11 protein-coding genes and 4 pseudogenes are annotated in these 13935 nt (G+C 43.4%); 9 read left to right on the forward strand and 6 right to left on the reverse strand.

The window, feature by feature from the left end; all coding sequences use genetic code 11:
- Positions 1-164 precede the first annotated feature (164 nt).
- On the forward strand, positions 165-1619 hold the full coding sequence (locus NSP_RS08890) for a dihydrolipoyl dehydrogenase family protein (RefSeq protein ID WP_006195347.1): 1455 nt from the start codon (positions 165-167) through the stop codon (positions 1617-1619).
- A 191-nt stretch (positions 1620-1810) separates the two neighbouring features.
- Here NSP_RS08890 and NSP_RS08895 read toward each other — a convergent pair whose 3' ends face one another.
- Positions 1811-3586 (reverse strand): DUF3685 domain-containing protein, encoded by a 1776-nt coding sequence (locus tag NSP_RS08895; protein ID WP_006195348.1) that lies wholly within the window; start codon positions 3584-3586, stop codon positions 1811-1813.
- A 313-nt stretch (positions 3587-3899) separates the two neighbouring features.
- A complete protein-coding gene (locus NSP_RS08900; protein ID WP_006195351.1) occupies positions 3900-4349 on the reverse strand; it encodes a Fur family transcriptional regulator in 450 nt (149 codons plus the stop codon).
- Positions 4350-4721: 372 nt separating this feature from the next.
- On the opposite strand from NSP_RS08900, the gene NSP_RS08905 reads away from it, so the two are divergent.
- On the forward strand, positions 4722-5198 hold the full coding sequence (locus NSP_RS08905; protein WP_006195352.1) for a CRR6 family NdhI maturation factor: 477 nt from the start codon (positions 4722-4724) through the stop codon (positions 5196-5198).
- A gap of 91 nt (positions 5199-5289) precedes the next feature.
- Here NSP_RS08905 and NSP_RS25230 read toward each other — a convergent pair.
- Together NSP_RS25230 and NSP_RS08910 are read right to left on the reverse strand one after the other, a co-directional pair.
- Positions 5290-5475: pseudogene (locus NSP_RS25230) on the reverse strand (IS4 family transposase); the annotation flags it as partial.
- A 219-nt stretch (positions 5476-5694) separates the two neighbouring features.
- A complete protein-coding gene (locus tag NSP_RS08910; protein WP_006195354.1) occupies positions 5695-6012 on the reverse strand; it encodes a P-II family nitrogen regulator in 318 nt (105 codons plus the stop codon).
- A 543-nt stretch (positions 6013-6555) separates the two neighbouring features.
- On the opposite strand from NSP_RS08910, the gene NSP_RS08915 reads away from it, so the two are divergent.
- The 4 genes and pseudogenes from NSP_RS08915 (at position 6556) to NSP_RS08930 (ending at position 9392) form a co-directional block, all read left to right on the forward strand.
- The gene (locus NSP_RS08915; RefSeq protein ID WP_006195355.1) at positions 6556-7635 is read left to right on the forward strand and encodes a sodium-dependent bicarbonate transport family permease; all 1080 of its coding nucleotides are present in this window, start codon (positions 6556-6558) and stop codon (positions 7633-7635) included.
- 166 nt (positions 7636-7801) lie between these two features.
- Positions 7802-8251: pseudogene (locus tag NSP_RS08920) on the forward strand (transposase); the annotation flags it as partial.
- Between the two features lies 1 nt (position 8252).
- Positions 8253-8584 (forward strand): annotated as a pseudogene (locus NSP_RS26245) (hypothetical protein); the annotation flags it as partial.
- An 85-nt stretch (positions 8585-8669) separates the two neighbouring features.
- Positions 8670-9392, forward strand: a pseudogene (locus tag NSP_RS08930) (DevA family ABC transporter ATP-binding protein).
- A gap of 213 nt (positions 9393-9605) precedes the next feature.
- Here the strand turns inward: NSP_RS08930 and NSP_RS08935 are convergent.
- Positions 9606-10562 carry a glycosyltransferase family 9 protein gene (locus NSP_RS08935; protein WP_006195359.1) on the reverse strand — a complete coding sequence of 319 codons (957 nt, stop codon included), beginning with the start codon at positions 10560-10562 and terminating at the stop codon, positions 9606-9608.
- A 206-nt stretch (positions 10563-10768) separates the two neighbouring features.
- Between NSP_RS08935 and ispD the strand changes: the two genes are divergently transcribed.
- The 3 genes from ispD to NSP_RS08950 all read left to right on the forward strand — a co-directional run bounded on the left by ispD (position 10769) and on the right by NSP_RS08950 (position 12664).
- The gene (gene ispD / locus NSP_RS08940) at positions 10769-11449 is read left to right on the forward strand and encodes a 2-C-methyl-D-erythritol 4-phosphate cytidylyltransferase (RefSeq protein WP_071839288.1); all 681 of its coding nucleotides are present in this window, start codon (positions 10769-10771) and stop codon (positions 11447-11449) included.
- Positions 11450-11619: 170 nt separating this feature from the next.
- Entirely contained in the window at positions 11620-12159 is a 540-nt protein-coding gene (scpB, locus tag NSP_RS08945; RefSeq protein ID WP_006195361.1) for an SMC-Scp complex subunit ScpB, read from the forward strand.
- Between the two features lie 157 nt (positions 12160-12316).
- Positions 12317-12664 (forward strand): DUF760 domain-containing protein, encoded by a 348-nt coding sequence (locus NSP_RS08950; RefSeq protein ID WP_006195363.1) that lies wholly within the window; start codon positions 12317-12319, stop codon positions 12662-12664.
- Positions 12665-12680: 16 nt separating this feature from the next.
- Here NSP_RS08950 and NSP_RS08955 read toward each other — a convergent pair whose 3' ends face one another.
- The gene (locus tag NSP_RS08955; RefSeq protein WP_006195364.1) at positions 12681-13889 is read right to left on the reverse strand and encodes an HhoA/HhoB/HtrA family serine endopeptidase; all 1209 of its coding nucleotides are present in this window, start codon (positions 13887-13889) and stop codon (positions 12681-12683) included.
- Positions 13890-13935 lie beyond the last annotated feature (46 nt).

Here is a 13935-nt window from a genome sequence, read left to right on the forward strand (position 1 = left end):
GATTTCCAAGAAATAAATTATCCATATTGTGGGGTGGGCATCTTGCCCGCCCTGATTAAAGGACGGGTAGGGACACCCATCCCACAAGAAAATTTGTCATGTTTTTTGATTTTTCAGTCCCAATGACAAATGACCAATGACCAATGACCAATGACCAATGACAAATGACAATTGATTATGATTTAGTAATTATTGGTGGTACTCTAGCCGGACGCTATGCAGCCTTAGTTGCAACCCAACTCAAGGCTACAGTTGCTTTGGTGGAATCTCAAGTAAATTATGAGTTTAGTCAACACCAAGCTATGAGCGAAATTGGCAACATCGTCCATAACATGAATGATGTAGCTGGTTTGGGAATTCACAGCACACAAGCGAAGAACTCAGACAAATGTCAAGTATCTGTGACATGGACAGAAGCCAAGCGGTATACTGACGGCGTTGTGTCCAATATTCAAGAACAGAACTCTCCCGCCAATTTAGCCGCCTTGGGTGTCGATGTGATTCTTGGCAGTGGTCAATTTCAATCTTTACCCCATTTAGCCTTTGCGGTAAATCAACGCCTGCTAAGGGGGCGTACCTATTTATTAGCTAGTGGTTCTGTGCGAGGCGTTCCAGACATCGAAGGATTACAAACCACTGGCTACTTAACTTTATCTAATATTTGGCAGTGTCTCAAGCAACCAAGTTTACCCCAAAATTGGGTAATTATTGGCGGTGTTCCCCAAAGTATTGAAGTTGCTCAAACCTTGGCGCGGTTGGGTTGTAGTGTAACTTTAGCAGTTAAATCTGCATCTATTCTGCCCTACGCTGACTCAGAAATCGCCCACCTGCTGCAAGCACAGTTAGAAGTTGATGGTGTGCGTGTTCTCACTCAGAAACCAGTAACTCAAGTAAAATTAATTGAGGATAAAAAGTGGGTTCAGGCGGGAGATAAAGCAATTGAAACTGATGAAATTTTAGTCGCAACTGACCAGGAACCAAATGTTGAGTTTCTCAATTTGGCGGCTGTGGGCGTAAAATGGCGGCAGCGTCGCTTGGTTGTCAATGATAAATTACAAACCACTAACCACCGGATTTATGCCTGTGGTGATGTAATTGGTGGTTATGATTTTCCTAATGTTGCGAATTATGAAGCTAGAATTGCAGTCAAAAATGCCCTGTTTTTTCCGAGATTAAGGGTTAATTATCAGTGCATTCCTTGGGGGCTAAATTCTCATCCCAGGTTGGCGGAAGTGGGTTTGACTGAAGCGCAAGCAAAACGCCAATTTAAATTAGATGAAGTTTTCGTTTTGCGACAATATTATAAATCAGTTACAGCAGCCCAACTGCGGGACGAAACTACAGGTATATGTAAATTAATTGTACTCCGCAATGGGGAAATTTTGGGTGCTTCTATATTAGGGGCGGAAGCTGGAGAGTTAATTAATTTAATTGCTTTGGCGATGTCTCAAAAAATTAGGGTTAAACAGTTAGCAAATTTATCTGCTGTCTATCCCAGTTTTTCAGAAATTATCGAAAATGCAGCTAGGGAGTGGGGTAAGGAAAAGTTAAATAGCAATTTTGGTTTACAAGATTTTCTGGAAGGCTTGTTTCATTTTCGCCGTGACTGGAATTTGTGAAACCTCATGAAACCTCACCCCAGCCCTCTCCTTAGTAAGGAGAGGGAGCCGGAGTAAATCTTGTGGGGAGGGTAAGGACTGCCCGCCCTTGTGTAACTACTTAGATGAGATGTGCTGTATTTGCAAAAGTTTGATACTCCCTACTCCCCATTCCCCACTCCCTACTCCCTACTCCCCACTCCCTACTCCCCTCACTTTTGTCGCTCACTATGGCGCTTGAAGTTCTTTTCTGTAAAGGATACGCTACCAATTCCTTGCAGAATACCACGACCGATTAAACCTAAACCCCGACCCACTATTTTTGTGAGCAGGAAAACAATACTGCTACCTACTACAGATAATAATGATTTTAACCGGGGTGCGATCGCATCTCGAAATTCTAGTGTTAATGTCACTAATAGGGGAATACCAGAAAGCTGGGCTAATTCCTGACTACGCGGAGCATAAAGTGAAGTTTTGGCAATTCCACGCGGTGCTAAGACAAATAACTCATAGCTACTTTCAAACATGGCTTTCGGCTCATTGATATACTTGTTTAAACGGTATTTCCATGACAACTCATTACGAAAGCGTTCTATTTCTCTTGTGGAAATTAATTTGCGGTCATAATAATTTTCTTTAATTTCTTCCACATCTGCTAAAGAGTTGAGCAGTGGTTGCACTACACCATTGGCTACTTGAATTAATAAATTTTCTAAAATTATTAATGCTTGGGATTTCGCTTCCGGGCTACCGGCTGAGTAGCAGGTATTATCAATGTGCAAATCTGTCTGAAATACCAAATAAGAAAATAATTCTACAACTAGGGGAATTTTATTGAAAATCTCTGTTTGGATAACTCGATAATTTTGCAGCAATAAATTAACGACTTCTATGTTCTGATTACTTACTTGTACTCGATAAAATTTACCAAAGAAATCTGTAATTGCTGATTGCCATAAGTCATATAATATGCTGTCTTTTAAACTTTCTAGTTGAGCAATTGTGATTTGAGGGAGACGCAGTTCATCAAGTTGTTGAGCTAGTTTTTGCAGAACTATATACAGTAATTCCCGTTTTTTATCTTCACGAAAGATGTCAATTTCTAAAGCTACATCTGTGACGTTTTGTAAAGAGGATTGTAATTTGGTAACACATAATGAGAATAAATCAGATTGTAGCGATCGCGGACTAAGTAGAGGCGGCGAAGTTGGTTGCTGTTGTAACTCTAATGGCACAATGGCATTACTTAAGGCTGAAATTACAGGCGGTTTCGGAGTCGCAGAAATTGATTCTTGCGGCTGTTCGGACTGTATTTCCTGTGGTGAAACTAATAACCGAGTCAGCAACCAACGAGCTGCTAACAATTCTCGTCGTTGTCCAGCGAAAACGGCTCTATCTATTAATGGTAATCCAGGGGTTTGTAATTGCGCCGTAACTTCGGCTAAAGCCGCCTCAATGTAACCAATTCCTGACAAATACCAATTTTTCCGCACCCTAGCCAGGGGTAGGCTCGGTGATGGGGTCATGGGGTAAGTAGTTGGTTCTACCCTTCGCTGTTCAAGAAACCAATAAGAACCACCATCTGCTACTTTTTCCATAGCAGCGACTAATTGGGAAATCGGAGTACCTTTAGGACAATAACCATTAACGCCAGCAGCTTTAACTGCTAACAATAATCCTGGTTCTTGCACCGAACTCAGGAGCAAAACCGGTAATTGAGGGTATTGAATTTTTAGTTGTTGACAAAGTTGTAAACCGTTCTGCTGACTGGAGATGGAGCGACCATTACCTAATTCTAAAACCACCAAATTCACTTGGTTGGGGTTTTTTTGAGCCAGTTCTGCTAGTATCTGCAAAGCCCTTGTATCTGTTTCTGCTTCCGCTACCACTTGGATATCAGGTAATGCTGACAACGCTACCCGTAGTCCCAGGCGGAATATGGGGTCTTGGTCAATTAACAATAATCTTAGGGGTCTATTGCTCATAGTATCAACAAATACACAAGGCCTGTTTTTTCGCAGTCACAAACAGTTTTGATGCTCAGAATAGTCCCCCCCTATTGTCACTTGTTTTGGTCAGCTGAATACATGGATGACCATTCCCATAGGTGGCATTCATCATTAGATAAACTTAAGTATTAGGCATTGGTTAACAAAACGCAAGAATAAATTAAATTAGAAGTTGCTCAATTAGACATCGACTGAATTCAAATATGCGCCTGACATCACCCTTGTAGAGACTTGTCATGCAACGTCTCTACATTCTTTGTCACCAGATATCTAATAAATGGTTAAAGACTTACGGTTTGTCTGGGGAATTGCGATAACCATAAAAGTTAACACTGTATTCAGTAATCCGCACTCCTGTTTTTTGTTCAACTTGACGGATTAATTCTTCTGGTAGTTCTATGTGAACATCAAGAAGTTGATTAGTATCTATACAGTTGACGTGACTATGGGAATCACTGATATTACCGTATAAACGCCCGTCACAGCGTTCAATACATTCAATGATGCCCTGATTTGATAAGGCATCTAAATTTTGATAGACAGAAGTGTTACCAATTTCTTTACCTTGCTGGCTGAGGCGATCATAAATTTCTCTAGCAGAAAGATGTTCATTGGCTTGCCATAGCAGTTCTAAAATAAAGCGTCGCTGACGGCTGACGCGCATACCTAGCTGTTGACACCGCTCAAGGGCATCTTCTAGGGAACGAATTGGTTTTGGAGATATCGATGGATTTTGCATAGTTAAGTTGGTTAACTATAAGGGGATTTTCCCGTTTCAATGTTTATTGGTTCTTTTGATATGTAAGAATGTTACATTAGTTATTTTGCCCGTACCTGTGTTGCTGCGGAATTTACAGTTTCAGGTGATAATTGTCTGTTGCTGGTTGGCGTTTGCTTGATTACACTTTCATCTTAAACAAACTCATTACAACTTTAACTTAAAATTGTGGCAAATGTCCAACTTTAGGTAGGTGTGATGTCTGCAAAATTAGGCGAATCCAGATAAAGTCAAGAATTAACTGGGTGTAAATGTTCCATTAAACCCACAAAAGCTGGTAGTGTGTATTCTCGATCCTACTGTTGAGCATAAAGTAAAGTGGCTGCGGAATCGATGACAATCACGATCACACTCGATACTGACTACGTTAACAATTTAGATATTTCACCAGCCTTGACGGTGATTTCGCCACTGCTGGAAGAAGGAGCGATCGCATCTCACGAACAGCAACTGAGTTTTGAGATAAAATACGCTTTAGAACCTGGAGATCCCCGCGAATTTTCCGAAATTCCAGAGTTAAGGCTGTGGTTTGTGCGTTTGGATGCCAAGTATCCCTGGTTACCATTTTTACTAGATTGGAAATCTGGAGAATTTGCTCGTTATACAGCCATGCTTGTACCACACCAATTCAGCGCTAAAGAAGGTATTCAATATAACCCTGAAGCTTTAGAAATATTTCTCATGCACAAAATTTTTATCTTAGGTGATTGGCTCAAGCAACAAGGTATCCCCAGCCAATCGCGCTTAAAGTCTATGGCGCAAATGCTCGGTTATGACTTAGATGATGCCTTTTTTGAGATTTTTTCTTAAGAACCTCACCCCCAACCCCTCTCCTTAACAAGGAGAGGGGAGACTTTGATGCAAGTTAAAAACCTGTTTTTGTATCAATGCTGTAGCCAAATTACGAGGGTTCAATGGCTGTAGAAGCATTGTGAATAGGACCAACAGAGGTAAGCTTGGCAAAAATCTGGCCGTTGAAAATAGGCTAAGGCTGTTGCGGAAGCATTTTTAACATTTCCCGAACATATCGAAAACCCCGACAGTAAGCCTGAAGATCAACAATGCCAGAACCGGGATTGTTTTCACGCAAAAGCGGCATCCTCCATCCCGTAGCGAGTATTTTTGCCCGTGCGTTTGTCCGGTAGCGACGACAAACGCTGGCGAAACGAACCGACGATGGTGTCGAACAAACCCCGTTCTTGCAACCGCTCTAGCTGTCTTGGATCTCTCAGATGTCATTACAATACCGAGATTCCCAGTGCTTGAACAGCTTCTTGCCAAAATGAGAATTGCTGGGGTTTTGAGTTCAGAACTTGTGCGCGTGCAGTACCTCCATCACGTCACAGAGATAGGCGATGCCGGAATAATCGTCGAAAAACTGCGCTGCGACCTCATCTGAGATCTTCACGGCCATATCCCGATTGGGGGTAAGCACCTCGAACTTTATATTCGAGTAGGTGTCGGAAACGGTGGTTTGTCCCGACGAGCGCACGTTGCGACTGCCTTTACCGCCAGCGTCCACCACTGTATAACCGGTAGCCCCGGCTTCGTCGATGATCTTGGCGATCTGTTTTAGCAGCAACTTTTCCGTGACGATGACGAGCTTGCTGGCTTGCTGGGTCATGTATGTTACCTCTTGATGCGTTTTGTTGTGACAATTCAAGACAAGACTTTATGGTTTTGTTTTGAAATATATATTTAATCTTATGTCAAAGATCGACGAATCCACTAGCCTCTGTTGAGAAAGATTGACTCAGATTAACGGAAGTATTATATAAAAAACGCTTATCTTTTTGACGCTATGACCACCATTTAAGATCAGATTTTAGGGGAAATTAGGAACGAGTAATCTGCCGTTTACAGTACCGTCCACTGGTAGAGTAATCAAACTTCGATTCACCATCCAACAGAGGAGCAGCTTGGGAAGTGCAGTCATAGAAAGCCTTTCTTGATAACAACAATGTATAGAGAAAATTCTATGATCGCAATTTACATTGACCAGAAATATACAAGTTTTCTGAGACTAAAAGAAAAACTTATGAGTTGAATTTGAAATTACTTAGTAGATCCATGTATAGCGATCGCAAATTTGTGTAATTTTTAAGATAAACTCAAGCACATACCCGCCGTCCTGACCCCTAATATCTGATCAAAGAGGAATTACAACATGGATTTTTTATCCGATTTCTTGACGCTCTTCCTGGCGAAGTTGCAGTCCCCGACACTCGGCTTTCTGATTGGCGGTATGGTTGTTGCCGCCGTCAATAGCCGATTGCAAATTCCAGATGCGATCTATAAGTTCATCGTCTTCATGCTGCTCATCAAAGTCGGACTGAGCGGCGGCATTGCGATCCGCAATGCCGATCTAGCAAAGATGCTGTTGCCCGCCGTGTTCGCCGTGGTAGTGGGGATTCTGATCGTGTTCATCGGGCGCTACACGTTGGCCAAGCTGCCGAAAGTCAAAACTGTGGATGCCATTGCAACTGCGGGCTTGTTCGGTGCCGTGAGTGGTTCTACCCTCGCCGCCGCCCTGACGATACTGGAAACCGAAGGCATCGAATACGAGGCCTGGGCTGCCGCACTTTATCCCTTCATGGACATCCCAGCTCTGGTAACTGCGATCGTCTTGGCCAGCATTTATACGAGCAAGCAGCGCGATACCGCAGACGAGTATCTCAGCAAGCAGGAGTATTCCAGCAAGCAGGCTATTATCGCACGCGGGTATCCCAGCAAGCAGCACGAGCGGGTCAAAATATGGCCTATCGTGAAGGAAAGCCTCCAGGGATCTGCCCTATCGGCACTGTTACTCGGCCTCGCTCTAGGACTGCTAACCCGGCCGGAAAGTGTCTATGAGAGCTTCTTCAATCCCCTCTTCCGCGGCCTGCTTTCGATCCTGATGCTGGTAATGGGCATGGAGGCCACCGCAAGGATCAGCGAGCTGCGCCGGGTCGGCCAGTGGTATGCCCTATATGCCTTTGTAGCGCCTCTACTGCATGGGTTCATCGCCTTCGGTTTCGGCATGATCGCCCACTACACCACGGGATTCAGCCTTGGCGGCGTTGTGATCCTGGCCGTCATCGCCGCCTCCAGTTCAGACATCTCAGGGCCACCCACTTTACGAGCCGGTATCCCGTCGGCTAATCCCTCCGCCTACATCGGCGCGTCCACAGCCGTCGGCACGCCAGTTGCGCTTGCCTTGGGAATACCGCTCTACATCGGACTCGCCCAGGCGCTGATGGGCGGCTGATCCCGGTGCGGTCGCGGCAAATCGCTATTAATGCTTTACAGCGTTGTTGATGACCGCAGTGGCGTAGCCTATCAGGAATACCATGAAGTCTATGGAGAAGATGTCCGAGCCACCTTAAAGTTTTTGTCCAGGGATTATCATAATTAATCATTAATCTACAGAACTGTTGAATGTAGTGATTTTGGTGAAAACCAATCTCAAAACTAATGCTCCCAGTCACGTAATTTTGTTTTCTAGTGACCTAACTTTATCTGATGATAAAATAATCGACTACTATAAACTGCGCTTCCAAATCGAATTTAATTTCCGGGATGCCAAACAATTTTGGGGATTGGAAGATTTTATGAATAGAGGTCAAACTGCGGTAACTAATGCTGCCAATCTTTCTTTTTTCATCGTCAATTTATCCCATGATCTTTTAGCTCAGTTTCGTGAAAACAATCCCGGTTCTGGCATTGTTGATCTTCAGGCTTACTGTCGGGGTTTTCGATATGTTCGGGAAATGTTAAAAATGCTTCCGCAACAGCCTGAGCCTATTTTCAACGCCCAGATTTTTGCCAAGCTTACCTCTGTTGGTCGTATTCACAATGCTTCTACAGCCGTTGAACCCTCGTAATTTGGCTACAGTATTGTTTGAAGAAGCCATTATTTTAGCTTTTCTGGGTTTTATTCCCGGATTTGTTGTACCTTTGGGACTTTATCGCTTGGCTCGCAATGCCACAAATTTACCGATATACATGACTTTATTCAGGGCAGTCTTTGTGTTATTGCCAGGACTTACGCAAAATTATGAAAAAACGAACCACGAAGGACACAAAGGACACGAAGTTAAGAGGGTTTCAGAGAGTTCTTGCGTAAGTCCTAATTGCTAACAATAATTATGTGTACTATTTCGGGAATTATCGCCACTCAGAGATTACAATCTGCTGACCCTGCGGATATGTTTTAGGGAGTGGGGGGAAGAGGCAGGGGGGCAGGGAGCAGGGAGCAGGGGGGAGAAGACGGTAATTTCCTAATGACTAATGACTATTCCTATGATGGTTATCTCTATTGAAAATCTGGATCATTACTTTGGTAGTGGTCAACTCAGTAAGCAGGTTTTATTCAATATCAATCTCACAATTAATGCCGGTGAGATTGTGATTATGACAGGGCCTTCTGGTTCTGGGAAAACGACACTGCTAACTTTAGTGGGAGGGTTGCGTTCTGTCCAATCTGGTAGTATGCGAGTTTTAGACAGAGAACTATGTGGTGCTAGTTCTAAACAATTAACACAGGCGCGGCGAAGTAATGGTTATATATTTCAAGCTCATAATTTGCATGGTAGTTTAACAGCACTGCAAAATGTGCGGATGGGTTTGGAAGTGCAACCGCAAATTTCGCCCCAGGAAATGCTCCAGCAATCACAAGAAATGCTTACAGCAGTGGGTTTGGGAGAAAGATTGAATTACTATCCGGATAATTTGTCTGGTGGACAAAAACAACGGGTAGCGAACTGACAAGTCAGCGCTTGCGCTATCGCGCGTGCGTTGGTAAGTCAGCCTAAAATTGTTTTAGCCGATGAACCCACTGCTGCACTGGATAAACAATCGGGGCGCGATGTGGTGGAAATTATGCAAAAATTAGCCAAAGAGCAAGGCTGTACAATTTTGCTCGTCACCCACGATAACCGCATTTTAGATATCGCTGACCGGATTATCTACATGGAAGATGGTCATCTAGTTAGAAATGATGTAAGTAGTTTAAATAGTGCTTAATGCGGAGTGGAAGGTTTTTCTCAGGGACTTCTAATAAATAAATTATCCAAATAAACGAACCACTCCAGGCACAGAGGACACAGAGTTAAGAGGATTTGAGTGGTTACTGAGCTTGTCGAAGTGAGGTTTTTTTCGTTAAGTGGTTGAGTGTTTTTTTATTTGGAAGTCCCTAAGCACTGTGGATGTTATTTTTACTCAGCACTCAGCACTGGTTCACCCAGCCCAAATTTTATCCAAAACGGTTTGGGGTGAAATATCCGCCATTTGACCTGTCGGTGATTTAATCGCCAGAAATTTATCACTTTTTGGCAACAACTTTGCTGGATCTGTAGGGCCAAATAGAGCAATAGTATAAGTTTGCACTGCCACACTGAGGTGAAGTAGTGGATCATCGGTTGATAACATCAAACTTGCGCCGCCAATCATGGCCGCTATCTTGCCAATATTAGTAGGATAAGTCACTTTGATACCGGGAGTCCTTTCTAGGAGCGATCGCCTAATTGGGTCATTTTCAGATCCTTGAATCACCACCACAGGTAAATCTGGCTGCTTTTGCTGACATTCTTGAATAATTTGCTGCCAATTTTCCACGGGGTAGAGTTTATCCACATCTGTTGGAGTTACCTGACTAGAACCAGCATGAATCAATATGTAGCCTGTTTCATTTACCCCCAAGCGTTTTTGTTCATTTTGTGACCACTCAATATCTGGCTTCAGTATATTCACTGCTAATTCTCGGCAAGGGGTTTTAATCCCAAACGGTTGCAGCAAATCGTGGTAAACTGCCGCCACATACTTGTTTGCTTGGAATGGTACAGAATCAGTGAGAAAACCTGCGCCTTTGCCTTGGTAGCCAACGCGGGTAGGAATTCCCGTTAACCAGAGTAAAAGACCCATTAACCAGCTTTGTCCCACAGTGATGACGGCATCATACTCGCGATCGCGAATCGTGCCAACTAGATTGCTCCAATCCGCCAAACTGTTGCGGTCGTTATAATCGAAGCTCAGAACATCATTAACTGACTTGCTCACCCGGTAGGCAGCCTTTGACCGGGGTTCCACAACGACATCTAACTGAGCGTTAGGGTAATTACGCTTTAAATCATCTAGTGTTGGGAAGAAAAGAATTTGGTCGCCAATTCCACCAGGAACAAGGGCTACTACTCGCATAATATTTATTGACGCGTACTCGCTCCTTATTTTAGGTGAATATAGTCATTAGTCATTAGTCAAACAATTTGAGATTTGGGATTTGGGATTTTAGATTGACTCCCTATTTAACTAAAGTAAAGAAAATTCCGGCTCCCTCTCCTTACTTAAGGAGAGGGTTGGGGTGAGGTTCTATATTATTAGTCATTAATGTCTTGAGGTTTTCTGTGTATTTACTCATTCCATCGGCGGGTATCGGCAAAAGAATGGGAGGAACCCGTAATAAACTCCTCCTGGAAGTGCGATCGCAAGCAATCATTGCTTGGACTCTCAAAGCGGCGGCAGCAGCCAGTACAATCAAGTGGATCGGGATTATTTCTCAACCTTGTGATTGGCCTGAATTTAAAGACATTATTGCTGATTTAAATTTGACTAAACCAGTGGAATTTATTGCCGGGGGGGACACCCGTCAAGAATCTGTTTACAATGGCTTGCAGGCGCTCCCAGCCACCGCAGAACACGTATTAATTCATGATGGCGCACGATGTTTGGCGACACCAGATTTACTCGACTCCTGCGCCGAAGCTATCCGCCAATGTTCTGGTTTAATTGCGGCTGTACCTGTGAAAGATACAATCAAAGTTGTGGATGATCATGGCATTATTCAAAGCACACCCGACCGACGGCAATTGTGGGCAGCACAAACACCTCAAGGGTTTAATGTCAAGTTATTGAAAGAATGTCACGCCCAAGGTGTGCGTCAAGGTTGGGAAGTAACTGATGATGCGGCTTTATTTGAAAAATGTGGAATTGAAGTCCAAATTGTCCCCGGAGAAGAGACTAATTTAAAAATTACCACTCCACAAGATTTAGCGATCGCCGAATTTATCCTCAGTAACCGAGAATGAGGATAGAACCTCACCCCAACCCTCTCCTTAGTAAGGAGAGGGAGCCGGAATTTTGTTGATTTTATAAGTAGGCGGGTTGATTTAGAATACATTGGCAAAGCTGATATTCTACCAATGACAAATGACCAATGACTAATGACCAATGACAAATGACAAATGACTAATGACTAATGACTACAGCAACAAAGATAGAAGCGATTCTGTATTTAAAAGGTAAACCCTTATCTCTGAGCGAAATAGCCGAGTATGCAGGGTGCGATCGCGCCACAGTCGAAGAAGGCATAATGGAGCTAATGGATAATTATGCTCACAGAGATAGTGCCTTAGAAGTCGTAGAAACTCCCACAGGTTATAGTTTGCAACTGCGGTCTGATTTTCAGGACTTAGTACAAACGCTGATTCCTGTAGAATTAGGACTAGGTGCATTAAGGACTTTAGCTGCGATCGCCTTAAATAACCCCATACTCCAAAGCGATTTAATTGAACTACGCGGTTCAGGAGTATATCAACACGTCCCGGAACTGGTGGAACTCGGTTTTGTGCGGAAACGCCGAGACAATGAGTCTCGCTCCTACTCCCTACAAGTCACACCGAAATTTCATCAGTATTTTCAACTTGAACAACTGCCCCAAATATTAGAATATAGCCACAAAGAAGAACAGCTAGAACTAGACCTCACACCCAAAGAAGAAGTAAAACCTGCGAGTTAAACAGAATCTCATCCACAAAAGTTTTTGATGCAGAATTTCTCTGTTGTAGACATAGACAGGGCTTTCCTAGATTAAAGTCCAACCTATACCAATAGAGAATGCAATAGGCTTGTACTATGGTTTAGAGTAGAATCAGCAACTAAGCTAAAATTTGCCAATGGTGTTTGACCCTGACTTTTTGAATGACAACTCCGAGGAAAATCCCAATCAGCTTCTGAACGACCATTTTGAGGAAAATCCGAATCAGTTACTCAAATATTTACAGCATCAGCCTCCTGAAGTTCTAGCCCGTGTCGCCCAGTCCGTCAGTCCGGAAATTAAGCATATAATTTCGCAAAACGTCCAAGGGCTAGTGGGAATGCTCCCCGCAGAAAATTTCAACGTGCAGATTACCACAGATAGGGATAACTTAGCTGGGCTGCTAGCATCGGCGATGATGACAGGATACTTCCTCCGCCAAATGGAGCAAAGGATGCAGTTGGAGCATTTGTCTAATAATCATTAGTCAATCGCCCAACTACTTACTTTTTCTCAGGATAGGAACCTGATTCCACTTTCAAAGTTTGAATTTTACCATTGCGGTTAACTTCAATTTCCAGGATATCCCCAACTGTGCTGGATTCAATCTGCTTCTGGACTAGGGCTGCTGTTTTGACTGGTTTACCATTGATTTTTTGAATCACGTCTCCAGGAAGTAGCCCAGACTCCTCTGCTGGTGAGTTTTCCATAACTCCCGAAATCACAACACCCGTTTTCGGTTGAATCTTGAGATTTTTTTCTTGATTAAGCTCTCGCCTTGTGGTAGGAGATAAATCTGTCATTGAAATCCCCAAAAAGGGATGTTCTGCACGTCCTTTAGTAAATAGTTCATTAGCAATACGAGCCGCAGTTTCAATCGGGATAGCAAAGCCCAAGCCTTGAGCATCGGCGCGGATAGCTGTATTAACACCAATAACTTCACCTTGGGCATTTAACAAAGGGCCGCCAGAGTTACCAGGGTTAATGGCTGCATCAGTTTGGATAAAACTGACTCGCTTATCTGGGACACCAACTTGAGCGCTAGTGCGACCAGTGGCGCTGATAATGCCGATAGTCACAGTATTATCTAAACCTAAAGGATTGCCAATAGCGATCGCCCATTGTCCTGGAATTAAATTTTGTGAATTGCCTAACTTCACAATGGGCAATTTATTTTCGGGAATTTTCACCACAGCGACATCTGTAATGGGATCAACTCCCACCACTCTCCCCTTAAAAGTCCGACCATCTTTGAGAGTGACTTGCACAGTCTCTGTATTCGCCACCACATGAGCATTAGTCAGCAATAGACCATTTTCGCTTAAAATAAATCCCGACCCCGTACCACGCTCAATCCTTTCTTTAGGAATTGGTTCCTCATCATCCCCAAAAAAGCGCCGCAAGAGGGGATTTTTCAAAGCATCTGAGATCGGATTGGGAACTTTACGAGTAGCATTAATCTTGACTACCGCCGGGCCAACCTTCTGCACTGCTGAAGCAATAAAATTCAGATTATCACCCCTAGTAGCGCCAATAGCTCCGCCTACAGGATTAGGAACCACAGACTCTGGAGAAGATGACACCGTAATATTTCTTAATTCTTTGAACGAGCGATTGTGTGGCAAAAGATAACTACTGCCCAACACACCTGCACCACTACCAATCGCCAGTAGAGATAAATAAATAGCTAGTTGCTTTAAAGGTAAGTTCATAATGATTACGTTTAGACAACGCAGTGCAGTTGCTAATTCCTAAGTG

The organism is Nodularia spumigena CCY9414 (assembly GCF_000340565.2).
In the GTDB taxonomy this organism is placed as follows: domain Bacteria; phylum Cyanobacteriota; class Cyanobacteriia; order Cyanobacteriales; family Nostocaceae; genus Nodularia; species Nodularia spumigena.

What these genes read in the sequence shown, in the direction of transcription:
- NSP_RS08890 (WP_006195347.1), top strand. Translation starts at nt 165, where the DNA reads ATGACAATTGATTATGATTTAGTAATTATTGGTGGTACTCTAGCCGGA.
- NSP_RS08955 (WP_006195364.1), bottom strand. Translation starts at nt 13,889, where the DNA reads ATGAACTTACCTTTAAAGCAACTAGCTATTTATTTATCTCTACTGGCG.
- NSP_RS08905 (WP_006195352.1), top strand. Translation starts at nt 4,722, where the DNA reads ATGACAATCACGATCACACTCGATACTGACTACGTTAACAATTTAGAT.
- scpB (WP_006195361.1), top strand. Translation starts at nt 11,620, where the DNA reads ATGACTACAGCAACAAAGATAGAAGCGATTCTGTATTTAAAAGGTAAA.
- NSP_RS08895 (WP_006195348.1), bottom strand. Translation starts at nt 3,586, where the DNA reads ATGAGCAATAGACCCCTAAGATTATTGTTAATTGACCAAGACCCCATA.
- NSP_RS08910 (WP_006195354.1), bottom strand. Translation starts at nt 6,012, where the DNA reads ATGACCCAGCAAGCCAGCAAGCTCGTCATCGTCACGGAAAAGTTGCTG.
- NSP_RS08935 (WP_006195359.1), bottom strand. Translation starts at nt 10,562, where the DNA reads ATGCGAGTAGTAGCCCTTGTTCCTGGTGGAATTGGCGACCAAATTCTT.
- NSP_RS08915 (WP_006195355.1), top strand. Translation starts at nt 6,556, where the DNA reads ATGGATTTTTTATCCGATTTCTTGACGCTCTTCCTGGCGAAGTTGCAG.
- NSP_RS08950 (WP_006195363.1), top strand. Translation starts at nt 12,317, where the DNA reads ATGGTGTTTGACCCTGACTTTTTGAATGACAACTCCGAGGAAAATCCC.
- NSP_RS08900 (WP_006195351.1), bottom strand. Translation starts at nt 4,349, where the DNA reads ATGCAAAATCCATCGATATCTCCAAAACCAATTCGTTCCCTAGAAGAT.